General features: G+C 63.9%; 25 protein-coding genes. 10 read left to right on the top strand and 15 right to left on the bottom strand.

Going from position 1 to position 22,927, the window contains the following annotated elements:
* Positions 1 to 18: 18 nt before the first annotated feature.
* The 8 genes from J2Z17_RS04610 to ehuB form a co-directional block, all read right to left on the bottom strand.
* Complete coding sequence (locus J2Z17_RS04610; protein ID WP_245223865.1) at positions 19 to 1,497, bottom strand: NAD-dependent succinate-semialdehyde dehydrogenase; 1,479 nt, start codon at positions 1,495 to 1,497, stop codon at positions 19 to 21.
* Between the two features lie 134 nt (positions 1,498 to 1,631).
* Entirely contained in the window at positions 1,632 to 2,111 is a 480-nt protein-coding gene (locus tag J2Z17_RS04605) for an Lrp/AsnC family transcriptional regulator (RefSeq protein WP_209942637.1), read from the bottom strand.
* 38 nt (positions 2,112 to 2,149) lie between these two features.
* Positions 2,150 to 3,142, bottom strand: coding sequence for a cyclodeaminase (locus tag J2Z17_RS04600; RefSeq protein ID WP_209942634.1), 993 nt, complete (start codon positions 3,140 to 3,142; stop codon positions 2,150 to 2,152).
* Entirely contained in the window at positions 3,132 to 4,169 is a 1,038-nt protein-coding gene (eutB, locus tag J2Z17_RS04595; RefSeq protein WP_245223864.1) for a hydroxyectoine utilization dehydratase EutB, read from the bottom strand. Before eutB ends, J2Z17_RS04600 begins: the two co-directional genes overlap by 11 nt.
* On the bottom strand, positions 4,166 to 4,942 hold the full coding sequence (ehuA, locus tag J2Z17_RS04590) for an ectoine/hydroxyectoine ABC transporter ATP-binding protein EhuA (protein WP_209942632.1): 777 nt from the start codon (positions 4,940 to 4,942) through the stop codon (positions 4,166 to 4,168). Before ehuA ends, eutB begins: the two co-directional genes overlap by 4 nt.
* Positions 4,939 to 5,634: an ectoine/hydroxyectoine ABC transporter permease subunit EhuD gene (gene ehuD, locus J2Z17_RS04585; RefSeq protein ID WP_209942630.1), complete on the bottom strand. Its 696-nt coding sequence runs from the start codon at positions 5,632 to 5,634 to the stop codon at positions 4,939 to 4,941. Before ehuD ends, ehuA begins: the two co-directional genes overlap by 4 nt.
* A 4-nt stretch (positions 5,635 to 5,638) precedes the next feature.
* Complete coding sequence (gene ehuC, locus J2Z17_RS04580; RefSeq protein ID WP_209942628.1) at positions 5,639 to 6,310, bottom strand: ectoine/hydroxyectoine ABC transporter permease subunit EhuC; 672 nt, start codon at positions 6,308 to 6,310, stop codon at positions 5,639 to 5,641.
* 125 nt (positions 6,311 to 6,435) lie between these two features.
* The gene (ehuB, locus tag J2Z17_RS04575) at positions 6,436 to 7,296 is read right to left on the bottom strand and encodes an ectoine/hydroxyectoine ABC transporter substrate-binding protein EhuB (protein WP_209942626.1); all 861 of its coding nucleotides are present in this window, start codon (positions 7,294 to 7,296) and stop codon (positions 6,436 to 6,438) included.
* Positions 7,297 to 7,472: 176 nt separating this feature from the next.
* On the opposite strand from ehuB, the gene J2Z17_RS04570 reads away from it, so the two are divergent.
* The 4 genes from J2Z17_RS04570 to J2Z17_RS04555 all read left to right on the top strand — a co-directional run bounded on the left by J2Z17_RS04570 (position 7,473) and on the right by J2Z17_RS04555 (position 11,500).
* On the top strand, positions 7,473 to 8,657 hold the full coding sequence (locus J2Z17_RS04570; protein WP_209942624.1) for a M24 family metallopeptidase: 1,185 nt from the start codon (positions 7,473 to 7,475) through the stop codon (positions 8,655 to 8,657).
* A 4-nt stretch (positions 8,658 to 8,661) separates the two neighbouring features.
* Positions 8,662 to 9,816, top strand: coding sequence for an acetylornithine deacetylase (gene argE, locus J2Z17_RS04565; RefSeq protein ID WP_209942623.1), 1,155 nt, complete (start codon positions 8,662 to 8,664; stop codon positions 9,814 to 9,816).
* 22 nt (positions 9,817 to 9,838) lie between these two features.
* The gene (locus J2Z17_RS04560) at positions 9,839 to 10,543 is read left to right on the top strand and encodes a GntR family transcriptional regulator (protein WP_209942622.1); all 705 of its coding nucleotides are present in this window, start codon (positions 9,839 to 9,841) and stop codon (positions 10,541 to 10,543) included.
* 144 nt (positions 10,544 to 10,687) lie between these two features.
* Positions 10,688 to 11,500 (top strand): bifunctional allantoicase/(S)-ureidoglycine aminohydrolase, encoded by an 813-nt coding sequence (locus tag J2Z17_RS04555; protein WP_209942621.1) that lies wholly within the window; start codon positions 10,688 to 10,690, stop codon positions 11,498 to 11,500.
* Positions 11,501 to 11,592: 92 nt separating this feature from the next.
* On the opposite strand, the gene J2Z17_RS04550 is transcribed toward J2Z17_RS04555, so the two are convergent.
* From J2Z17_RS04550 to J2Z17_RS04540, 3 genes are all read right to left on the bottom strand, one after another.
* Positions 11,593 to 12,294 (bottom strand): pirin family protein, encoded by a 702-nt coding sequence (locus tag J2Z17_RS04550; RefSeq protein WP_209942619.1) that lies wholly within the window; start codon positions 12,292 to 12,294, stop codon positions 11,593 to 11,595.
* 112 nt (positions 12,295 to 12,406) lie between these two features.
* Positions 12,407 to 13,012: an alpha/beta hydrolase gene (locus J2Z17_RS04545; protein WP_209942617.1), complete on the bottom strand. Its 606-nt coding sequence runs from the start codon at positions 13,010 to 13,012 to the stop codon at positions 12,407 to 12,409.
* A 68-nt stretch (positions 13,013 to 13,080) separates the two neighbouring features.
* Positions 13,081 to 14,013 (bottom strand): VOC family protein, encoded by a 933-nt coding sequence (locus tag J2Z17_RS04540; RefSeq protein ID WP_209942615.1) that lies wholly within the window; start codon positions 14,011 to 14,013, stop codon positions 13,081 to 13,083.
* Between the two features lie 125 nt (positions 14,014 to 14,138).
* Between J2Z17_RS04540 and J2Z17_RS04535 the strand changes: the two genes are divergently transcribed.
* The 3 genes from J2Z17_RS04535 (at position 14,139) to J2Z17_RS04525 (ending at position 16,630) form a co-directional block, all read left to right on the top strand.
* A complete protein-coding gene (locus tag J2Z17_RS04535; RefSeq protein WP_209942613.1) occupies positions 14,139 to 15,038 on the top strand; it encodes a LysR family transcriptional regulator in 900 nt (299 codons plus the stop codon).
* Positions 15,039 to 15,289: 251 nt separating this feature from the next.
* The gene (locus J2Z17_RS04530; RefSeq protein WP_209942963.1) at positions 15,290 to 15,814 is read left to right on the top strand and encodes a cytochrome b; all 525 of its coding nucleotides are present in this window, start codon (positions 15,290 to 15,292) and stop codon (positions 15,812 to 15,814) included.
* 9 nt (positions 15,815 to 15,823) lie between these two features.
* The gene (locus tag J2Z17_RS04525) at positions 15,824 to 16,630 is read left to right on the top strand and encodes a RibD family protein (RefSeq protein ID WP_209942611.1); all 807 of its coding nucleotides are present in this window, start codon (positions 15,824 to 15,826) and stop codon (positions 16,628 to 16,630) included.
* Here the strand turns inward: J2Z17_RS04525 and J2Z17_RS04520 are convergent.
* Genes J2Z17_RS04520 through J2Z17_RS04505 form a run of 4 tightly spaced genes read right to left on the bottom strand, consistent with a single transcriptional unit; the run spans position 16,583 to position 19,835 of the window.
* Complete coding sequence (locus tag J2Z17_RS04520) at positions 16,583 to 17,383, bottom strand: class I SAM-dependent methyltransferase (RefSeq protein WP_209942609.1); 801 nt, start codon at positions 17,381 to 17,383, stop codon at positions 16,583 to 16,585. The two genes, J2Z17_RS04525 and J2Z17_RS04520, sit on opposite strands and share 48 nt — an antisense overlap.
* Positions 17,380 to 18,423, bottom strand: a complete 1,044-nt coding sequence (locus J2Z17_RS04515) for a glycosyltransferase family 4 protein (protein ID WP_209942607.1) — start codon at positions 18,421 to 18,423, stop codon at positions 17,380 to 17,382. Before J2Z17_RS04515 ends, J2Z17_RS04520 begins: the two co-directional genes overlap by 4 nt.
* Entirely contained in the window at positions 18,420 to 18,818 is a 399-nt protein-coding gene (locus J2Z17_RS04510; RefSeq protein WP_209942606.1) for a 6-pyruvoyl trahydropterin synthase family protein, read from the bottom strand. Before J2Z17_RS04510 ends, J2Z17_RS04515 begins: the two co-directional genes overlap by 4 nt.
* A gap of 15 nt (positions 18,819 to 18,833) precedes the next feature.
* Positions 18,834 to 19,835, bottom strand: a complete 1,002-nt coding sequence (locus J2Z17_RS04505; RefSeq protein ID WP_209942604.1) for a zinc-dependent alcohol dehydrogenase — start codon at positions 19,833 to 19,835, stop codon at positions 18,834 to 18,836.
* Between the two features lie 403 nt (positions 19,836 to 20,238).
* Between J2Z17_RS04505 and ribA the strand changes: the two genes are divergently transcribed.
* From ribA to J2Z17_RS04490, 3 genes are read left to right on the top strand one after another with little or no spacing between them, the layout of a single operon-like run.
* Positions 20,239 to 21,345, top strand: a complete 1,107-nt coding sequence (gene ribA / locus J2Z17_RS04500) for a GTP cyclohydrolase II RibA (RefSeq protein WP_209942603.1) — start codon at positions 20,239 to 20,241, stop codon at positions 21,343 to 21,345.
* Between the two features lie 7 nt (positions 21,346 to 21,352).
* Complete coding sequence (locus tag J2Z17_RS04495) at positions 21,353 to 22,174, top strand: CDP-alcohol phosphatidyltransferase family protein (RefSeq protein ID WP_209942602.1); 822 nt, start codon at positions 21,353 to 21,355, stop codon at positions 22,172 to 22,174.
* Positions 22,171 to 22,923, top strand: a complete 753-nt coding sequence (locus tag J2Z17_RS04490) for an FkbM family methyltransferase (protein ID WP_209942601.1) — start codon at positions 22,171 to 22,173, stop codon at positions 22,921 to 22,923. The genes J2Z17_RS04495 and J2Z17_RS04490 overlap by 4 nt, the downstream gene beginning before the upstream one ends.
* Positions 22,924 to 22,927: the final 4 nt, after the last annotated feature.

Here is a 22,927-nt window from a genome sequence, read left to right as displayed (position 1 = left end):
GGTCCTTTCGCTTTTAGTTCATGCCCAGTCGCGGCATATGTATTTGATGTCCATGAAGGCCTGCATGCCCTGCAGGGCCCCTTCCCGGCCGATGCCGGATTGCTTCATTCCGCCGAAGGGAATGGGCGCGCCGGTGACCTTGGTCCGGTTGACCGCCACCATGCCGAACTGCAGGGCCCGGCTTGCGCGGTAGATGCGGCGCGGATCGCTGGTGTGGAGATAGGCCACCAGCCCGTATTCGCTGTCGTTGGCCCGCGCGATCGCCTCCGCCTCGGTGTCGAAGGCCGCGATTGCCGCGACCGGGCCGAACGTCTCCTCGCGCATGACCAGCGCGTCGGCCGGCACATCCGCAAGCACGGTCGGCTCGAAGAAAAGTGGCCCGGCAGCATGGCGCCTTCCGCCGCAAAGCAGTCTTGCTCCGCGCGCCAGTGCATCCGCGACATGCTCCTCCTGCTTGGCGACCGCCTTTTCGTTCATCAGCGGGCCGATATCCGGGTCGTCGAAGCCGTTGCCAACTGTCAACTTTTGGGTCCGGTCGGCGAAGGCCTGGCAAAACCGGTCATAGGCGCGACGCTCCACCAGGAAGCGGTTGGCGCCGAGGCAATCCTGGCCGGAGGTGGCAAACTTCGCCTTTATCGCCTCGTCCACCGCCCGGTCTAGATCGGCATCGGCAAACAGCAGGAAGGGAGCGTGGCCGCCAAGCTCCAGCACCAGCCGCTTCACCGTGTCGGCCGACCGGCGGTAGAGATGCCTGCCGATCTCGGTGGACCCGGTAAACGACAGCGCCCGGACCCGCGGATCGGTCAGCCAGGGCTCGACGACGGTGGCGGCATCTCCGGTGACCAGGTTGAACACACCGGCCGGAAAGCCGGCCCGTTCGGCAAGCTCGGCAAGGGCCAGTGCCGAATAGGGTGTCTCATGGCTTGGATGGGCAACCACGGTGCAGCCGGCGGCAAGGGCCGCGGCCGCCTTGCGGGTCAGCATGGCAGAGGGAAAATTCCACGGCGTGATCAAGGCCGCCACCCCGACCGGCTCCAGCCAGGTCTCCATCTCGGCATCGGCCAGATGCGAGGTGACGCTGCCAATATTCGGTCGCTTGGCCTCTTCGGCGTAATATTCAACGAAGGCTGCGGCGTAGTCGATCTCGCCGCGCGCCTCGGATATCGGCTTGCCCTGTTCGAGCACCATCATGTGGGCCAGATCCTCGCGGTTCTCGATCATCAGGTCGAACCAGCGTCTGAGAATACGGCTGCGCTCCTGCGGCAGGCAGCCGGCCCAATCGGCAAAGGCACCTTCTGCGGCATCGACGGCCCGATGGCTCTCCAGCGCGGATAAACGGGCGACGTCGCCGAGCCAATCGCCGGTTGCCGGATCGTGGACGGCGAAGGTGGAATTGTCGGCAGATGAAATCCAGCGCCCGCCGACATAGGCGAACTGGCGGATCAGCCGCGGATCGGCAAGGCCTGAAAGAGACGATTTCGGAGCTTCAGCGGGCATTGGCATGGCGCACCTGCGATCTGTATTGAACCCGGTTGCCATTCTGCCGGGGAAGCAAAGCCGGTTGGTCTTTTGTCGGACCGAACGGCAGCGGTTTCCTCTTTGGTTTGACGGCGTGCTTGCGGTTTCGTCTGTCAGCCGCCCATCAGCGCATCGAAGGGCAGGATCCCCGTCTCCTTCACCGGCTTGGTGACGATGTAGGTGTAGTAGCGGGTCAGACCGAGCTTCTGCTCCAGCAGGCCGTCGATCAGCCGCTGATAGCTGTCGACGTCGCGGGTGACGATCTGCAGCAGGTAGTCGAAACCACCGCCGAGCGCCCAGCAGCCGGTGATCTCGTCGCTTGCCTTCACTGCGCGTTCGAAGGTCTGGAAGCTTTCCATCCGGTGGCGTTCGAGCTCGATGGTGACGAAGAAGGTGACATGCGGCAGCACCGAGCGCAGCGACACCTGGGCGCGGTAGCTGACGATGACACCGGCCTTTTCCAGCCGTTTCAGCCGCTCCCAGCAGGGGCTCGGACTGAGGTTGATGCGGGCCGCCAGGTCGACCTTGGAGATCCGCGCCTCCGAGGAGAGGATCTTCAGGATCTCGATATCCCGGCTGTCGAGGCTGAGCATGGTTCAGCCCTCACACCCTGCTCGGCGAAGACATCATCTTACGCCTCCATGACCGTGCCGACGCCGACCGTTGCAGAGGTCCGGCGGGCGAAGGTGGCGATTGCGGTGTCCTGGACGCCGGTACCGGTGAGGTCGCAGATCGTCACATCGCTCTCGCTCCTCCGGCCGACCGCGTGCCCGGCGATGACCGCGCCGAGTTCCGCCGGCATGTCGCGATCCCAGAGACCCTGAGCGATGGCACTTCGCAGCTCGCCGAGTTTTTCACACTGGCTGACGCGATCGCAGATATAGGCGTCCGCCTCGGCCAGCGCCCGCGGATCGATCTCGTTCTTCTCGCCCTGGTCCGAACCCATGGCGGTGATGTGCAATCCGGCATGCAGCCAGTCGGCTTTCAGGACTGGTTCGCGCGCCGGCGTGGTGGTGATCACCAGCTGGCTTTCGGCCACCAGACGCGCCGGCTCGCTTTCCACTGATGCCTCAATGCCAAGCTTGGCGGCGATATCGGCCGCGCAGGCGGCGGCCTTATCGGCATCGCGACCCCAGACAAGAACCTTCTCGAACGGCCGCACCAAATGGGCCGCCTCGATCTGCAGGCGGGCCTGGACACCGGTGCCCATCACGCCGGCGGTCCGCACATCCTTGGGTGCCAGATGCCGTGCAGCGACCGCCCCGGCGGCGGCCGTGCGGATATCCGTCAGATAGCCATTGTCGAGAAACAGCGCCTCGACCAGTCCGGTCTTCGCCGAAAACAGGATCATCAGCCCGTTGAGGCTGGGAAGTCCGAGCTTCGGATTGTCGAAGAAGCCGGGGCTGACCTTGATCGCAAAGCCGTCGAAGCCCGGGATATAGGCGGTCTTCACATCGACCTCGCCATTCGCCTCTGGGATCGCCATCGACAGGATCGGCGGCATGACGACCTTGCCGCTTGCGAGTTCCGCAAAGGCGCGTTCGACAACATCGACGACTTCGGACGAAAGACCGACCGATTTTCGCAGATCCGCCTCCGTCAGCATCATGATCTTATGCGGCATAGGGCACTCCCTTGACCGTCACGCCGTCGAGCGTGACGTCACGGCCTGAAATCACGTTCGTGAACTGGGCCATATCCGTGTTGCGCCCGGTGATCACGGTCCCGACCGGTCCCGATGGCAGCGTCACCTTGCCGAATAACACGGCGGCCAGCCCGACGACACCGGCGCCTTCCGCCACCATCCGGTCTTCGAAATAGAGCACCTGCATCGCCCGGTAGATCTCGTTCTCGGTGACCAGCACCACTTCGTCCAGTAGATCGCGGCAAAGCGCGAAACTCAGCCGGTTTTCCAGCCCGATGCCGCCGCCGAGCGAGTCGGCGAGACTTGCCACCTCCTCGACCTCGACCGGCCTACCGGCCCGGATCGAGGCGTCCATCGCCGCACCCCGGTCCATGGAGATGCCGATCAGGCGGATATCCGGCTTGATCGCCTTTGCCGCGAGCGCGATGCCGGCAGCAAGCCCGCCGCCCGAAAGCGGTACCAGCAGACACGTCAGATCCGGACGGTCTTCCAGCATTTCCAGCGCGATCGTCGCCTGCCCGACAATCACGTGAAAATCATCGAAGGGCGGGATCTCGACCAGCCCCTCATCCCGGCAGAGCCTGGAACTCTCGACCTGCGCATCGTCCTGGCTCCTGCCGACGATCTGCACCTCGGCCCCGAGCGCCTTGATACCCTCGACCTTGGCCTTCGAGACCAGCGCCGACATGCAGACGACCGCGCGCAGACCCCGAGCGGCGGCGGCATAGGCGACACCACGGCCGTGATTGCCGGTCGAGCAGCAGACGACGCCCCTTGTGTCAGGCGGCAGCCGCAGGATGGCATTGGCAGCACCGCGCAGCTTGAAGGCGCCGATCGGCTGGGTCGTCTCGAGCTTCAGCAGGAAGTCATGGCCCGTGCGGCGCGTCATGAAGGGCGACGGCACCATCGGTGTCCTCACCGCCGTGCCGGCAATCCGGCGACGGGCCTCGTAGACATCGGCAAGCCCCGGCCTGCCGATCGCGGCTGCTCCTCCCCGCACGGTCAATCGCCCTCCGTCACCGCGCTCAGGAACTGTTGAGTGCGCTCCTTCTGCGGATTGCCGAACAGCTCGTCGGGTGTGCCTTCCTCGTGGATCTTGCCCTTGTCGAAGAAGCAGACCCGGTCGGAAATCTCGCGGGCAAAGCGCATCTCGTGGGTGACCATCAGCATGGTCAGGTCGTGTTCGGAGGCGAGTGTGCGGATCACGTTCAGCACTTCGCCGACAAGCTCGGGATCGAGCGCCGAGGTGGGCTCGTCGAACAGCAGGATCTTCGGACGCATGGCAAGCGCGCGCGCGATACCGACGCGCTGCTGCTGGCCACCGGACAGCTGACCCGGAAATTTCTGCGCATGCTCGGAAAGTCCGACCAGCGCCAGAAGCTCCTCGGCGCGATCCTTCGCCTCGGCCTTCGACATGCCGAGCACCACGCGCGGCGCTTCGGTCAGGTTGCGCAGTACGGTCATATGGGGAAAGAGGTTGAACTGCTGGAACACCATGCCGAGCTGCGTGCGCATCTTGCGCAGATGCGCCTCTCCAGCTTTCACCAGCGTCCCGTTCTTGTTCTCGTGCCAGAGGGGATCACCGCCGACATAGACGACGCCGTCGGTGATCGTTTCCAGCGTCATCAGGATGCGCAGCACGGTCGACTTGCCGGACCCGGAGGGGCCGATGATGGTGACCTTTTCGCCCTGGTTGACGTGGAAATCGAGGTCCTGCAGGACGGTGAAGTTGCCATAGGCCTTCTTCACCTTGTCGAAGACAATGATTGGCTCGCTCATCGCAGCGGTATCCCCCTCTTCGGTAGGTTGACGTCGACATAGCGCACGATTGCCGACGCGATGATGGTGAGTATCAGATAGAGCCCGCCGACCATCGAAAGCGGGGTCAGGTAGTTGAAGGTCTGGTCGCCGATGATCTTCGAGACGTTGAGCATTTCCAGCACGGTGACGACCGACAGCACCGGCACGTCCTTCATGATCGAGACGAGATAATTGCCGAGGGCCGGGACGACGCGGGGCACCGCCTGCGGCAGGATGATGTGGGTGAAGGTGCGGTGCGGCGGCAGGTCCAGCGCCTTCGACGCCTCATGCTGACCGTGGTCGACGGCACCGATGCCGGCGCGGTAGACCTCGGAGGTATAGGCGCTGTACTGGATGCCGAGCGCCAGCGCGCCTGTCATGAAGGCCGGCAGCACGATGCCGTATTCCGGCAGCACATAATAGAGAAAGAAGAGCTGCACCAGAAGCGGCGTATCGCGGATGAACTCGGTGACGAAAGCCGCCGGCCAGGAGACGAGTTTCGACTTGGCTCCCTTGAGCACGGCGAGCACCAGGCCGAGCACCATCGCGACGAAGAAGCCGAGGATCGACGCCTCGATGGTAACGACCAGGCCGCGCAGCAGCATCGGCAGGATGGAGATCGCAAAGGCCAGTTCGCCATGCTGCGTGTCCCAGTGATATCCGAACAGCATGGGTCTACCTCCTTGCGCCGCGCCAGCGGCCGACGCTGTTTTCGAGGATCCGCATCAGCAGGGTCACCACCAGCGCCATGCCGAAATACATGAACAGGATGATCGTGTAGATCGTGGTGGAGTCCTGGTAGTAGTTGCGCAGCTGCTCTGCCTTGAAGGCGAGGTCGGACAGGCTGATCAGCGAGGCGAGCGCCGTGTCCTTCAGGTTCTGCACCGCGAGATTGGAGAAGCTCGGCATCATCTCCGGGATCGCCTGCGGCAGGGCGACGCGAAAGAGCGCCTGACGCGGCGTGAAGTTCAACGCGCGCGCTGCCTCATACTGATCACGGGTAACCGACTGGATCGCGCCGCGCACGACCTCCGCACCATAGGCGCCGATATTGAGCGCCAGCGCCAGCACGCCGGCCGTGACCGGCGGGAGGCGCAGGTCGATACCGATCGCGTCGCCGACGATCGGCAGCGCGAAGTAAAGCCAGAACAGCTGCACCAGCAGCGAGGTCCCGCGAAAGACCTCGATATAGACGATCGAGATCGTCTTGATCAGGTGATTGGGCGAGAGCTTGCCGATACCGAAAAGGAAGGAAAAGGCAGCGCCCAGGATTGTCGAATAGACGGCGAGCTGGATCGTGACCCATGCGCCCTGGGAAAGAGGTCCCAGATATTGTGTCCACTGCACCGCTGGCGTCCCCTTGTTTGATCACGCCGGGGACATGCGCCCGGCTATCGCTGAAGAGTTCCGGCCGAGACGGGCGAAGCCGCCCCAGCCGGAAACCTGACTGGTGGTTGCAATCCTGGAGCGGATTACATCTTGCAGAGTTCTTCCGTGCTCTTGGCGCTGGCGCCCTCGACGTCTGCTGGCGTGAAGCCGTAGCTGGTCAGGATCTTCTTCCAGTCATCGGTCTTCTTGAAGGCTTCCAGCTCCTTGTTGAAGGCGTCGCGGAAATCCTTCGAATCCATGTTGAAGTTGAAGCCGCCCCAGGAGCGCACTTCCTTGCCGTCGACCACCGGGTCGGTGAAGTCGTCGACGATCGCGACCTTGTCGCTCTTGCCCGCCAGTTCGCTCGCCGTCAGGCCGGTTGCGGCATAGGCATCCGCGCGACCGGTCGACACGGTGGAGATGGCGTCGGAATTGGAGGCGATGGTGACGATATTGCCTTCCGGTACCTTCAGCGACTGCAGCATGTGCAGCTGGTCGGCGCCGGCCATGATCGCGACCTTCATGCCTTCCTTGGCAAAGTCCTTGTAGGCATGCACGCCCTTCGGATTGCCGTCGGCAACGAGCAGGCCCTCGCCATAGGAGGTGTTCGGCTCGGAATAGGCAACCTTCTGGCAACGCTCGGGACGGATCGCCATTTCGGACGCCGTCATGTCGAAGCGGTTGGCCTGAAGGCCGGGGATCAGCGAGGAAAAGCTGGTGACCACCCACTGGATATTGTCGGCCTCGACGCCGAGCTTGAGAAGCACTGCGGTGGCGACATCGGGGCCTGCCCCCTTGGCTGACCCGCTCGGATCGACGAAGCCGTAGGGAATCTCGTTGGCGACCGCGATGCGGATATAGCCGCGGTCCTTGATTTCGTCGAGCGTTACGGCGCCTGCCGTGGTTGCACCCATGGCGGCAAGAATGACTGAAGCGGCCGCGGCCTTAAGCAGTGTGTTTTTCATCATATGCTCCCGGTTTGGTAGGTTCCAGATCGTTTTTGCTTGTTGTGCACAACATGACGGAGCAAACGACGATGTCAACAGCTTCTCAAGGGATTTTCTCTTTCCGACATCGAGAATGTGGGGTAGATGTACACAAATAGTGCACTTGCTTGATTTTGAAGCCATCCGGAGGATGCATGATCACCAAACGCCTTCCCTTCTCCCGCCCCGAGTTTGACCGCCGTATCGCAGAGACCCGCGCCGCCATGGCAGCCAGGGGTCTGGACGTGCTGTTCGTCGAGGATCCCTCCAACATGGCCTGGCTCACCGGCTATGACGGCTGGTCCTTCTACGTGCACCAGGGGGTGATCGTGTTCCCCGACGAGGACCCCATCTGGTGGGGCCGCCGGCAGGATGCCAATGGTGCCTACCGCACCGTCTGGATGGCCGACGACCGGGTTGCCTTCTATGCCGACAACTATGTGCAATCGACCGAACGCCATCCGATGCAGACGCTGGCCGCGATCCTGCGGGACAAGGGTTATGGCAACAAACGCGTGGGCCTCGAGCTCGACAATTACTATTTCTCCGCCAAGGCCTATCTGACGCTCAAGGACGAGCTGCCGGGCGCGGAGCTTGTCGACGCGACCGCGCTGGTCAACTGGCAGCGCACGGTCAAAAGCGACGAGGAAGTGGCCTTCATGCGCAAGGCGGCCAGGATCTCGGAGCGGATCATCGACGGCGTGACCGAACGGATGCGGCCGGGCCTGAAGAAGAACGAGCTGGTGGCCGACATTTACGGCGACGCGCTTCGCGGCCCCGACGGCGAATGGGGCGACTATGCCGCCATCGTTCCGCTGCTGCCCAGTGGATCCGATGCGGCAGCGCCGCATTTGACCTGGGATGGGCGTGAAATGGAGACGGGAACGGCAACCTTTTTCGAGATCGCCGGCTGCTATCGCCGTTATCACGCGCCGTTCTGCCGGACGGTCTTCCTCGGCAAGCCGCCGCAATTTTTGCTGGATGCAGAAAAGGCCCTGGTCGAGGGACTGGAAGCCGGGCTGGAGGCGGCAAAGGCGGGCAATCGCGCCTGCGATATCGCCAATGCGCTGGCAGCCCCGCTGGAGCGCGCCGGCATCGAGCGCGGCGCGCGCTGCGGCTATCCGGTCGGGCTCTCCTATCCGCCGGACTGGGGCGAGCGCACGATCTCCATCCGCGAAGAAGACCAGACCGTGCTCGAACCGGGCATGACCTTCCACTTCATGCCGGGCCTGTGGATGAAGGACTGGGGAATGGAGATCACCGAGACCATCCTGATCCGCGAGAGCGGCGCTGCCGAATGCCTCTGCGACCGGCCGCGCAAGCTGATCGTCAAGGATTGATCCGATGGAGCTCGCCGCGACCCGTGATATCCTGGCCGACCTGATCGGCTATCCCACCGTGTCCTTCGACGGCAATCTGGCGCTGATCGCCTATGCCGCCGGGCGGCTCAGCGATTGCGGCGCGCGCATTTCGATCATGCCGGACGAGACGGGGCAGAAGGCCAATCTGTTTGCCTCGCTCGGCCCGGAAATCGACGGCGGCATCGTGCTGTCGGGCCACACGGACGTGGTGCCGGCGGAGGAAAGCGAATGGCAGTCGAACCCGTTCGAGCTGCGCGAGGCGGATGACCTCCTTTTCGGCCGCGGCACCTGCGACATGAAAGGCTTCATTGCCGCGACCCTTGCCATGGCGCCGCATTACGCGGCGCTGGACCTGAAACGCCCCGTCCATTTCGCTTTCACCTTCGATGAAGAGGTCGGCTGTTTCGGCGCCCAGCAACTGGTCGCAGAACTGCAGCGGCAGGAAATCCGCCCCTCGGTCGCGATCATCGGCGAGCCGACCGAGATGCGGATCATCGAGGGTCACAAGGGCTGCTATGAATACACCACCGAGTTCACCGGCTTCGAGGGCCATGCCTCGACGCCCGATCTGGGCGTCAACGCCATCGAATATGCGGTGCGCTATGTCAGCCGCCTGCTCGAGATCGGCGCCGACCTCAAGCAGAATGCACCGGTCAACCGCTTCACACCGCCCTGGACCACCATCCAGACAGGCTGTTTCCACGGCGGCTCGGCGCGCAACGTGATTGCCGGCCATTGCGCCATCGACTGGGAGATGCGACCGGTGCGCCGCGCCGATGTCGATTACGTCAAGCGCACGATCCGCGCCTATTGCGAGGAGATCCTGTTGCCGGCCATGCAGGCGGTTTCGCCGGATGCCGGCATCGTCACCCATGTGGTGGGCGAGATCGAGGGCCTGGAGCCGACGGACGACAACGAGGCGCGGGCGATCGTCTCCGCCCTGACCGGCGCGACGGACGCCGATGTCGTTTCCTTCGGCACCGAGGCCGGCCTGTTCCAGCAGATCGGCATCTCTACGGTCGTCTGCGGTCCCGGATCGATCGCCCAGGCCCACAAGCCGGACGAATTCGTCAGCCTGCCGCAATTGCAGGCCTGCCTGGATATGCTAAGCGGACTGCAGGACAGACTGACCGCGTAAGGCGTGATGGCGAGGTGAAGCGATGAAGCGGCAAAAACCCGGCGTAAAGGACGAGCTGCTGCCGTCGAATGCCTCACGCGAGCGGTTCGCCCGCATCTATCACCTCTTGCGCACACGCATCTGCCTGCTCGACTATCCGCCCGGCACCCGGCTCAGCGAGGAGGCGCTGGCAGCCGAATTCGGCATCAGCCGCACGCCCCTGAGACGCGTGCTCGGCTGGCTGGAATCGCAAGGCCTGCTGCGCTCTGTCCACGGCGTCGGCACCATCGTTACCGATGTCGACATCGAGGCCTTCGGCCAGGTCTACCAGTTGCGCATGGAGCTTGCCGAACTGATCGGCAAGCTGTCGCCGGTCGCGCCGACCGCCGAAACCATCAGTCTTTTCCGCACGCTGGAGGCCCGCAGCCGGGCGCTGGTCGCAGCCCCGGATGCCCGCGATTTCGCCCAGCTGAACATCGACTTTTTTCATGCGCTGATGCGGCTTTCCGACAACGAGCCGCTGAAGGAGATTTCCGAACGGCTCTACTATCAGACCGCCCGCATCTGGCAGAAATCGATCAGCCGGATGGATCTTGCCGAGGAAGTCACGATGTTCGGGCGCGAAATCACCGAAGTGCGCGCCGCAGTCGAGATCGGCGACGTCAGCGCCGCTGCCTATATCCGCCGGTCGCATATCTCGATGAGCTTCGTTCGTCTCAGCGCCACGAAGGGCAAGACCGGGATCTAGCAGAAAGATCTGCGCGGGATAACCGATCGCGTCGACGGTCGGGCATATCCATGCGCGGATCCGCGATCAGTTTGACATCAAGCCCCTGACACCGGAGGAATAGGAATGCCGGAAGGCTGAAAATCGAAAGGCTGCAGAATAACGATGCCCACCTATTTCTCCAACGTCGGTGGTCTGCCACCGCAGACCCAGACCCTTTCCAGCAAGGCCGTCTTCAAGACCGCCTATGCGGTGATCCCGAAGACGGTGATGAGTGACATCGTCACCAGCGTCTTGCCCCATTGGGAGGCGACCCGCGCCTGGATCATCTCGCGCCCGTTGAGCGGCTTTGCCGAGACCTTCGCCCAATATATCATGGAGGTGGCCCCCGGAGGCGGCAGCGTGAGGCCGGAGCCGGACAGCCGCGCACAGGCAGCCATCTTCGTCGTCGAGGGCGAGGGCGTGATCACCTGCCTTGGAGAGGAGCATCCGCTGCGGGCCGGCTCCTTCGCCTATATTCCAGCCGGCATGGCCTGGACATTTCGAAACGACGGCCCCTCCGCCGTCCGCTTCCATTGGGTGCGCAAGAAGTTCAAGGTGGTGGAAGGGCTCGAGCCACCGCCGCCGGTCTTTACCCATGAGGATGACTGCGTCCTTCATCCCATGCCCGACACGGATGGGAAATGGGCAACCACCCGCTTCATCGATCCCGGCGACGTGCGCTACGACATGCACCTGAATATCGTGACCTTCGAGCCGGGCGCGATCATTCCGTTCATGGAAACGCATATCATGGAGCACGGCCTCTATGTGCTCGAGGGCAAGGCCGTCTACCGGCTGAACGAGGATTGGGTCGAGGTCGAAGCCGGCGACTACATGTGGCTTCGCGCCTACTGCCCGCAGGCCTGCTATGCCGGCGGCCCCGGACGCTTCCGATATCTGCTCTACAAGGACGTCAACCGCCATCCGGACCTCTGAGGCCGAAAGGACGAGAGGGCGCGACACCGTCTCCGGCACAAGGCGCAACACTTTCGCTTTGTGCCGGAGACGCCCCCCCTTGAAGGCCGCCGTCAGGGCTGCATGTCGAAGAGCAGCGCCGCCCCGTCCGTCATCCATTCGAGTTCCGGCACGTCGGGATCGGTGATCTCGAGCGCATCGCCGCCGCGCAGGGTTTCTGCACCGATCCGGGCAAGCCCCTCGATCAGATGCACGAAGATCCGACGGCCGGGTGTCTGCGGTACCTGCAATCGATCACCCTCGCGGGGATAGGCGATCGAGACGGTCGTATCCGACAACAGGCCAAGCGGCGCCGCGTCCGCCCCGCCGCCGGCAATCGGCGTCCAGTCACGGGCGCCGTCCGTCGTCGGCAGACGGGCCTGCTGGTAATGCGGGGCCCCGCCGCGCGTATTCGGAATGAGCCAGATCTGCAGGACATGCGCCGTCTCCGCATCCGAGGCGTTCATCTCGGAATGACGAAGACCGCTGCCCGCCGACATCAGCTGGATGTCGCCCGGCGTGATCACCGAGACATTGCCGAGCGTGTCGCGGTGCTCCAGCCTGCCCGACAGTACCAGCGTCAGGATGTCCATATTGTCGTGCGCATGCTCGGCAAAACCGGCGCCCGGAACGATCCAGTCTTCATTGATGACGCGCAGCAGACCGAAACCCATGCGGGTCGGATCGTGGAAGCCGCCAAAGGAGAAGGTGTGGCGGCTGTCGAGCCAACCCTGGTTGGTATGGCCTCGGTTCATGCTTTCGTGGATCATGTTCATGGCGACAACTCCTGATCGGGGCCGCTTCGGCGCCCTGCGCCGCAGAAGGATGCGGTCCGTTCCCAACGATCGCCCTGCGGCAACCTATAAGCGCTGTCGCAGGGCAGAAATGTTACCGGCTGAGGAAGGCGCCCAGCGCCTGAAGCTCGGTCTGGCGGATCTCGTGACCGCCCGGATGGATGCTGGTTTGAAGCCTGGCGCCCTGACGCTCGAAAAAGCCGGAGAGACGCTCGGTCAACGGCAGCGGGCAGATCGGATCATGCTCGCCGGCGGTTATCAGGATCTCGCGTCCCTTCAATCCGGCATTGTCGTCCGGCGCCCAGGGGATAAGCGGATGCAGCAAGGCTGCCCGGTCGAACAGATCCGGCCGCTGCATCAGCACGGAGGCCAGGATATTGGCGCCGTTCGAATAGCCGAGCCCATAGACCGGATGCCCCGGCCATTCTGCCTTCTTCTTCTCGATGAAGGCCGCCATCTTCTCCGTGCGGGCGGCAAGATCGTCCATGTCGTAGACGCCCTCGCCGGTGCGGCGGAAGAACCGCAGCGCGCCATGCTCCGACACGTCGCCGCGCGGCGAGACGATGCCGGCGCCGGGCAGGATCTGGACGATCAGCTCGGCGAACTGCATTTCGTTGCCGCCGGTGCCGTGAAAGGCGAAGACGACCGGCTGCCCGGCAGCCGGGGGCTTTTCATAGGTGTGATAGTCGAGGACTGTCATCGCATATACTCCGCAGCCTGGATCGCCAAGGGATCCCGCTGCACATTCAAACAATGTGGATGCCCTGCTCAGTCGGCGATGGCCGGCAACAGCTTTTCGATCTCGGCGCGGTGGCTCTCATACCGGGCCGGCAGTTTCAATGCCTGGCCCAGATGGGCGGTATCCTCGTCGCGGTCGAAACCGGGTTCGTTGGTGGCGATCTCGAACAGCACGCCACCCGGCGTGCGGAAATAGATTGCCCAGAAATAATCGCGGTCGATCACCGGCGTGACCTGGTAGCCGGTATCCAGAAGTGCCTTGCGGACATCCAGCTGGGCGGCACGGTTTTCAACGGCAAAGGCGATATGATGCACCGAGCCTGCGCCCTGACGGGCATGATCGGCACCGGGCAGGGTTTCGAGGTCGATGAAATCGGCACCGTTGCCGCCCTTGATGGCGAAGCGTGCCCATTCGTCCTTCTCGTTGACCTTTTCATAGCCCATGAACCCGAGCAGCTCACGGGTGGCGCCGGCATCCTTCAGCCGCATGGACGCACCATGAAAGCCCTTGATAGCCTCGGCCGCGCCGATATCGTCGTGCAGCCAGCCGTCGCGTGCATCCGTGTCGACCTCGACCAGGGAAAAGCCGTCGCGATCAGGACCGTCAAAGCGCAGGCGCTTTTCGCCGAAGACTTCGGTTTCCGCCAGATTGCCGACGCCGAGCTTTGCAAGCCGTTCACGCCAGAAACCGAGCGAACCCCTTGGAATTGCGAAATAGGTTTCGCCGACCTCGCCGACACCGGGACGACCGGCGGCGATGTGCGGGAAGGGGAAATAGGTCATCACCGATCCGGGGGTGCCGACTTCGTCGCCATAGTAGAGGTGATAGACTTCCGGCGCGTCGAAATTGACGGTCTTCTTGACCCGGCGCAGGCCGAGGGTCTTGGTGAAGAAGTCGCTGTTGACCTGCGCACTCGCAGCCATCGACGTGACATGGTGCAGGCCTTTGATCTGGGTAAGCATAGCCTTGTTCCTTCTGTTCGGACGCTGGTTTTCGTCCCTGTTGTGAGCAGAAGATGGCCCGTTACCGGCAGCTTTTGAATAGAAATAATATTGACAATATTATTGCAAAAAGTGAAATTATCTCGATGAGCGATCTCAATGACATCCGGGTTTTCCTGACGGTTGCCCGCGAGCACAGCTTCGTTGCAGCCGCGCGACAGCTGTCGATGACCGCGCCGACCGTCACCCGTGCCGTCAGCGCACTGGAGGACCGGCTGGGCGTGCAACTGCTTTTGAGGACCACGCGCCAGGTCTCACTCACCTCGGCCGGCGCCGTCTATGCCGCCCGCATCGCGCCGCTGCTCGACCAGTTCGAGGATGTGGCCGAGGCGGTGCGCGCCGAGGAGGGACATTCGGCCGGCCTGATCCGGCTCAACGTCCCGCTGTCTCTCGGCCAGCGGATCCTGCCCGACGTGATCTCGGCTATGCGGGCCGAGAACCCGGGCATCTCGGTTTCGCTGACGCTGACCGACCGCTTCATCGACATCGTCTCCGGCGATTTCGATCTCGCCATCCGGATCTCCGAGCCGCCGCGCGACAAGTCGACCATCTGGCGCAAGATCTGTCCGGTGACCCGCGTCCTGGTTGCCTCCCCCGGCTATCTCGCGGCCAATGGCACGCCGCAATCGCCCGACGATCTGAATGCCGGCGCCTGCATCGCCTATGACGAAGAGGCCTTGTCGGAGACCTGGGAGCTGACGAATGGGGCGAAGACGCGCAAGGTGCATGCCGGCCGGGGGCTTGCCGGCAACAATGGCGAGGTGATTGCCCGGCTTGCCGAAAACGGCGAGGGCGTCGCGCTGCTGCCGCAGTTCATCGTTGCCGACGCCATCGCGGCGGGCAGTCTCAAGCGCATTCTCGACGACTGGCGACCACCCGACCTCTGGCTCACCCTCTATTATCCGCCCTATGACAAGCTGCCGATGCGCGTCTCGACCTTTTCCGACGTGTTCGAGACCTATGTGACGGCCACGCGCCCGATCTAGCCGCCACACGCGCATGAAATCGCACCGGACAGGGCATGAACCGGCCGCGACTGCACCCACAGACAAGTTTCTGCACGTTTCGTCATTTACCGGTTGTCGACCCACCGGTATCCTTCGGCATTTAATGACTTTCATCCCGTTCGATACAGTCGCCGGCAGTCGGCTGACCGTTGCGAATTCAAAAGAAATTCCTGTCTGTGGAGACCGTATTGTCCGACACGTTGCAAAACCCGCCGAGCAAGGCCACGCCGATGCTGATCACCGTCGAGCGCTATCATGGAGCGGCCCGCATCCTGCACTGGATCGTTGCCGCCCTCGTGCTGGCCACCTGGCCGCTCGGCCTGATGATCGGCTTTGCCAAGAAGGAAGTCTCGCTCAACTTCTATCTGGTGCATGAGAGCCTCGGCTTTCTGATCCTCTGGGTCATGCTGGTCAGGATCGGCACCAAGCTGTTTGTCGCAGCCCCGGCGGCCGAAGAGGCGCCGGCAATCGAACGCTTCGCTGCGGCCGCCGTGCACGGTCTTCTCTATCTCTTCCTGATCATCATGCCAGTCAGCGGCTTTCTGGCCACCAATGCCCATGGCTTCCCGCTTGTCTGGTTCGGCCTGCTGCCGGTCTGGAGCCCGATCGGCAAGACGCCGGACATCGCCTGGACGCTGTCGGCTATCCACGGCTACAGCGCATGGATCCTTTTGGGCCTGTTCGCGTTGCATATCGGGGCAGTCGTGATGCACCATGTAATCAAGCGCGACCAGACCCTCTACCGGATCATCTAAGGACAATCGATGCGCAGGATCGAGATCACCGACAGGAACTGGGACCATCTTCTCTCCCTGCGCGGGGGAGCCGGCGGTTTCCTAGATCGCTCGGATCCGGTCCAGGCACTCTATGGCCCCGTGGCAGCTGCTGCGGGGTCCTTCGTCCTTGCCCAGGTCGGTCAATCGCTGGATGGCCGGATCGCCACACCGGCTGGCGACGCGCGCGACATTTCCGGTCCGGACGGCCTTGCCCATCTGCATCGCTGCCGGGCACTTGTCGATGCGGTCATCGTAGGCGTCGGCACCGTCAAGGCCGACGATCCCCGGCTGTCGGTGCGCATCGTCAAGGGCCCGGATCCGGTCCGCGTGGTCATCGACTGTCGCTCGGAGCTGACCGGCAGCGAGGGTATCTTCAACGATAGCGGCGCCCCGGTGATCGTCATCCAGAGCCGCGAGGCGCGCTGCCGCAATCTTCCCAATGCGGAGGTGATCAAGCTGCCGCTTTGCGACAGCGGCCTCGATCCGGACGCGATCCTGTCTGCCCTTGCCGAGCGGTCGCTGTCGCGCGTGCTGGTCGAGGGCGGCGCGCGCACGATCGCCCGCTTCATCGAGGCCGGCCGGATCGACCACCTGCATGTGGCGATTTCGCCGATCATCATCGGCTCGGGCCCGAGCGGCATCAGCCTGCCGCCGATCGAAAAGCTGACCGCGGCCAAGCGGCCGGCCGCCGAGGTCTACAGCCTCGGCAGCGACATCCTGTTCGATTGCTGCCTCAAGCCGGCAGGCTCAGACGTCAAGGCTGGCGAGAAGGTCCGTGTGACCGACCTCGCATAGGCTGCCCTCCGCCGTGATCGCCTGCTGGCGAAAGGCGAGCCAGGTATCAATCTCCGCCGATGACAGACTCCCGATCTCGGCAAGCGGCTGGCGCAGCCCATCGAGAAAGGCTGCCTGCAAATCGGCTTGGTCCGGCCTCATCCGCCACGGACTGTCGCCGAGGCTGATGCTGTAGCCTTCGTCTCGCAACTGCCGCGCCAGACAGTCCGTCGCATCCGGCCCGAGCGCCGGGCCGAAACCCTTGTCGGTGCGCTGATGCCGGTTGAAATCGGCAGCAACCACGTCATCGAGGGGATGAGACACCGACCAACGCATCACGCCATTGTAGTTCAGCGCCGCATAGAGGCTGCAACCGGCCTTCGCGATCCGTTTGACAAAACGGGCGCAAAAAGCCTGCGAGCAAAGATCGAACAGCGCCGAGGCGGTGACCGCCTGCACGCCGTCCAGCGGCAGGCCATCGAGATCGTTGAGATCGTGCCGGCGAAAGTCTATCCGGTCGCTCGATCCGATCCGGCGTTCGGCTTCTTCCAGCAGCAACGGATCGTAATCGAGCAAGAGCCACCGGGTGGCATCGGGCAGGATTTCCGAGAGACTGCGATAGGTGGAGCCGGTGCCGCAGCCGATGTCGAGAATCCGGGGCTTATCCCCTGCCCCCTCGAAGCGGGTTGCGAGCTCGCCCATCTGCGAGACGCTGCGCGCGGCACGGTCGGCCGGCTCTCTCAGGGCCAGCCAGTTCTTGTCGAAACCGCTCATGCCAAACTCTCCAGTCGGGTCGCGATGATCCTGGCCGTCACCGGCCAGCCCGGCAATGCGGCACCGGCCTTGCGCGATGCTTCGGCCCGGCGCTGCCGCTCGGCCATGTCGGTGAGCAACAGTCGGAGGGCATCGGCGAAGGCTTCGACATAGTCGACGTCGACCAGAATGCCGGCGTCTTCGGGCACCACGTCCGGCACTGCGCCCGCGTGGCAGGCAACGATCGGCAATCCGTGCGACAGGGCTTCGGCAAACACCATGCCATAGCCCTCGTAGCGGCTGGCAAGCGCGAAGATGTCGGCGCTGGCCATGACCGAGCGCACATCCGAGCATTCGCCGGCAAGCCGCAGCCGGGCGCCAAGCCCGAGCTGCCGGATCTGCGCCTCCAGTGCGGCGGTCACGGCCGGGTCCAGGTCGCGGCTGCCGATGATGACGGCCGTCCAGGCAAGATCTCTGACGCGGTCGAGGCTTTCGATCAGCACGTCGTGGCCCTTGCGGCCGATCAGCGAGCCGACCGACAGGATATGCGGGGTCCGGCTCTTAGCTGCCCGCATCGGAGCAGGGTCGGTTCCGGGCACCGCCGTGGTGATATCGTCAGCGGCAACGCCATAATTGGCGGAAAGCTCTCGCGCCGTCATCGGCGATGTCACGACGACGGCCGAGGCGAAGGACAGCGCCCGGCTCTCCGACTGGCGGAATGTCGCGGCCTGCTCGGCAGACAAGCCGCCTTCCAGTGCCAGCGGATGATGCACCAGGGCGACGATCGTATGGCGCAATGCTGCCTTTTCGGCCCAGTCGTCGAGGACGCCAAGGGCGAGGCCGTCAATCATCACCAGCGTCCCTTCCGCAAGGCTCGACAAGGCCTTTGTGGCAGCCGCCTTCACGGATGCCGATGGAAACGGAAACCCCTCCCCCAGCGCCAGCAGCTCGATCTCCCAGTCGAGCGCTTCGAGGCCGGCGATCACCCGCCGGTCATAGGCATAGCCGCCGGTGTTGAGATCCAGCCGGCCGGGATAGGCAAAGACGAGCCTGCGGCTCACAGATCGGCCTCGTACCAGCCGCGCGCCGCATGGCTTTCGTGCAGCGTCACCTTCAGCCGGCAGATGCGATGACTTCCCGGGCCGAGCCTCTTGTCGGCCACGGCCGCGGCCAGCTGGTCGAAGATGTGCTTGGCAATCACTTCCGTGGTCGACACTTTGCCGGAAAACATCTCGACCTCGTCGAGGTTCTTATAATTGAGCGGCTTCAATACGTCGGCGAGCACGGTGGTGGCAGCGCCGATATCGACGGCCAGACCATCCTCGTCCACATCCCTGGTGAAGAAGGCGGCATCGACCACGAAGGTTGCGCCATGCATGCCCTGGGCAGGGCCGAACACGGGACGCGGAAGGCTGTGGGCGATCATGATGTGGTCGCGGACTTCGACTGCAAACATCGGCAAGGCTCTCTTTCAATAGCGGATACGGTGACAAAGGGTGTGGGGATCGGACAGGATGTCCGGATAGCTGGTGGCAAGCGTGTCGAACGCCGTCTCGCCGGAGATCAGCGCGTCGAGCCGGTCGTCGCAGAGCAGGTCGAGCGCCTTGGCAAGGCGGCGCGCGAAGTCCCAGCGCGCACGACGGGCGGCCGGGATCGCGCCCACCTGCGAGCTGACGATCGACAGGCGTTTGGAATGGAAGGCGCCGCCGAGCGGAAGGCCCACGACACGGTCACCGTGCCAGCTCGCCTCGACGATACGCGCTTCCTGGCCGGCATGCTCGAGCGCATCGCCAAGGGCTGCCGCAGCGCCCGACGCATTGATCAGAATGTCGAATTCGCCATCGACCGCGTTGCTGTCGGCGAACGCCAGTCCGAGCGACGACGCCAGATCGCGCCGACCCGGATCACGGTCGATCAGCAGGGTCTCGGTGCCGACAATTTGCCGGGAAAGAAAAGCCACGAGCGACCCGACCACGCCGGCACCGAAGACCGCAACGCGGTCACCGGGCTGCACACCGGCATCCCAGACGATATTGAGCGCCGTTTCCATATTGGCAGCAAGCACCGCGCGACGGGCAGGCAGCGCTTCCGGCAGTGCCGTCACCATGCCCTTCGCCACGACGAAGCGATCCTGGTGCGGATGCAGACAAAACACGGACTTTCCCGAAAGTTCGTCGCATCCGTCCACGACCTCGCCGACGGCGGCATAGCCGTATTTGACCGGAAACGGAAAATCGCCCCCCATATGGGGCCCGCGCATCCGTTGCTCTTCGCTTACCGGCACCTTGCCATGGAAGACCAGCGCCTCCGTGCCTCGGCTGATCCCGCTATAGAGCATGCGGACCAGAACCTCGCCCTCGCCCGGCGCCGCAATCGCCTCGTCGCGGATTTCGCAGGCGCCGGCCTCGGGAAACCAGAGCGCACGCGCGCAGATCGGCGCAGCGTCGGCACCTCCGGTCAGGCTTGCGGTCATCAACGATCTCCTCGACGTGCATTTCGGATCAGCATATGGGGGACGAGCATGCGTTTTCTACCGTTGGAGCACAAGCAGGGCGAGACCTTGTCCGAGGACCGGCCTTGCGCCACTGGTGCGGCTTCGCCGGACTTGGTAACCGGAACCGAGACTGGCCAACTCCGGCCTCTACATCCGAATACGCCCTCGTCCGATGCCGATAGCATGGTCAACCGCCGGATATTGCAGATGACAACTGTCATTTTGTGCAAATCTTTTACCTGTCGGTGCAATTGCCCGCATCCGCCGTGGCAAAGCCGCATTGCTTCGGTCTAGAGGCCGACCCTTGCGCATGCCCTTGGTCTGCCTGTCCTCCACTTGGACCGCGACAAGCCATGCTGTTATCCAGAGAGGAGATGTCGTGATGCCCGAGACTTCAGCGCCCGGTTTTCAGCTTGCCACGCACGCCATGGTGGTGGAACGTGCGGTCGCCGAATTGCGTGCCGGCCGACCCGTCGTGCTGACGGAGGGGCCGCGCAAACTGGCGGTCCTGGCTCTCGATTGCGCGACGCCATCCGTCTACGACCAGTTGGCCGTGGTGACGGGGAAGCGACACAGCCTGCTGCTGACCGCACCACGCGCGGAACGCCTCGGCCTGAAGGCGGGCGGCGACGTGTCGGTTCCGCTCGACGGCGTTTCCTTCGCCGAGGCATCAGCGCTTGCCTGGACGCTTGGGGCAGACGCACCGGCAAGCTGGCAGCCGGCCGAGCCGCTGATGTCCGCATCGACCGAACTGGCGCGGCTGGCGCTTCTGCTGCCGGCCATGATCTGCGCCGATATCAGCGAGGACGACAGCCGCTTTTCCGCCTGCCTCACCCTCGAAAGGGCGAGCCTCTCCGGCGCCGACATGGCCCGGCAGACCTTCGAGACGGTGGTGCGCACGCCGGTCCCGCTGAAGGATCTCGGCAATGCCGATTTCGTCGTTTTTCGCGGCGGGCTTGCCCAGAAGGACCAGGTGGCCATTGTCGTCGGCAAACCCGATACCAGCCGCCCGGTCCCGATCCGCATCCACTCGTCCTGCCTGACCGGGGATCTGTGCGGCTCGCTGAAATGTGATTGCGGAGACCAGCTGAAGAACGGCCTTGCACTCTTGAAGCAGGCCGGCGGCGGCGTACTTCTCTATCTCGACCAGGAAGGTCGCGGCACCGGCATCGGCGCCAAGATGCGGGCCTATGGCTACCAGCATCTCGGTCTCGACACGATCGATGCGGATGCCGAGCTCGGCCTTGGATCAGACCACCGGCGCTATGAGGCGGCCGTCGCCATGCTGGGCCTGCTCGGCATTGCCAAGGTCATCGTCTACACAAATAATCCGGCGAAAATCGCCGGATTGCGGGCCGGCGGCATCGACGTTTCCGCCAGAAATGCAGTGACTGGAACTGTTACAAAAGAAAATAAGCATTACCTGCGAACCAAATTGCTGCGTGCAGGGCACATACTGGATATCGAAACTCTACTCGCAGCGGAGTGAATGCTCAATGTCTCGCGTTGAACCGGCGCACAACACCTCATCCAATCGGGCGGCAGATGGCCGCGGCCTGCGTGTGCCGCCAAGCCTCTGGAGCAGCACACTCGCCATTCTGGGCAGCGTGCTCGTGATCTCGATTGCCGCCTATCTGCTGGCGAGCCACCATCCGGCTCTCGGTCCCAAGGTGCTGATCGCCGCAACCGCGCTGCTGATGGCGATCTTCGGCATCGTGCTGGTCGAGCTGCCGCTGCACCGCCACAGCCGCTTCGGCTATGCCAATCTGATCACCGCGATCCGTGCGGCCATGGTCAGTGTCATCGGTGCGACGGTTTTTTTCGGCAAGGATCTCGTCCATGCCGAAGCGATCGTCTGGACGCTGATCGCGCTGGTCACCACCGTCCTGGCGCTCGACGGCCTGGATGGCAAGGTTGCGCGCCGTTACGCGCAGGAATCCGAATTCGGCGCCCGCTTCGACATGGAGATCGATGCGCTGCATATCCTGATCCTGTCGTCCGGCGCCTTGATCCTCGGCAAGGCCGGATGGTGGGTGCTGGCTATCGGCCTGATGCGCTATGCCTTCGTCGCGGCCGGATGGCTGATCCCGTCGCTGAACGGTTCGCTGCCGCCATCGCTTCGGCGCAAGACCGTCTGCGTCATCCAGGTCGCCGCCCTCTCGGTCATCCTCGTACCCTTCATCGTCCCACCGGTCTCGACCGTGATCGCCGCCTCCGCACTGGTGCTGCTCGTCTATTCCTTCGCGGTCGACAGCGTCTACCTCCTGAGCGTCGAGGACGCAGGTTCCGCCGCCATTGCAGGGACGGCAGACGAATGACCGCACCGACCCGCCTTTCGACGACGCTCGGGATGACCCGTTCGTTGCTGGTCTATTATGCCCAGCCCTGGCGCCGCCGTGCGCTGAAGCGCTTCTACCGCGACCTGGTAAGGCCGGGAGACCTCGCCTTCGACATCGGCGCTCATGTGGGGAGCCGCAGCCGCACGCTTCTGTCGCTCGGTGCCGACGTTGTCGCAGTCGAGCCGCAGCCGGCCTTTGCCGACTTCATCGAGCGCCACTTCGCCGGAAAGCTGAAGGCCTTCGAGCGCGTGGCCGTCGGTGCCGATGTCGGCGAGATCGATCTGCGCATCTCCAGCCGCCACCCGACGGTAACCAGCACATCCGGCCAGTTCATCGACCGGGTCGGCGCCACCGCCGGCTTCAGCGCCGTCACCTGGGATCACGCGATCACGGTGGCCATGACCACGCTCGACACGCTGATTGCCCGCCACGGCATGCCGGCCTTCTGCAAGATCGACGTCGAGGGGGCGGAGGCCGAGATCCTGAAGGGCTTGAGCCAGCCGCTGCCGCTGATCGCCTTCGAATATATCCCGGCCATGCCGTCCGTCGCAGTCGATGCCGTCGAGCGTCTGATCGAACTTGGCGACTACCGCTTCAACCGCGTCGTCGGCGAGCGGCACCGCTTCGTCACGCAGGACTGGGTGGATGGCGGAACGCTGCTGGCCGAACTGTCCGGGCTTGGAGCCGACAGCCCGTCGGGCGACATCTATGCAAGGCTGGACCGGTGATGCG

Source organism: Heterorhizobium halophytocola (assembly GCF_017873095.1).
Taxonomy (GTDB): Bacteria; Pseudomonadota; Alphaproteobacteria; order Rhizobiales; family Rhizobiaceae; genus Allorhizobium; species Allorhizobium halophytocola.
Note: the sequence above shows the minus strand (reverse complement) of the source record. Positions and strands in the feature narration are given on the sequence as shown.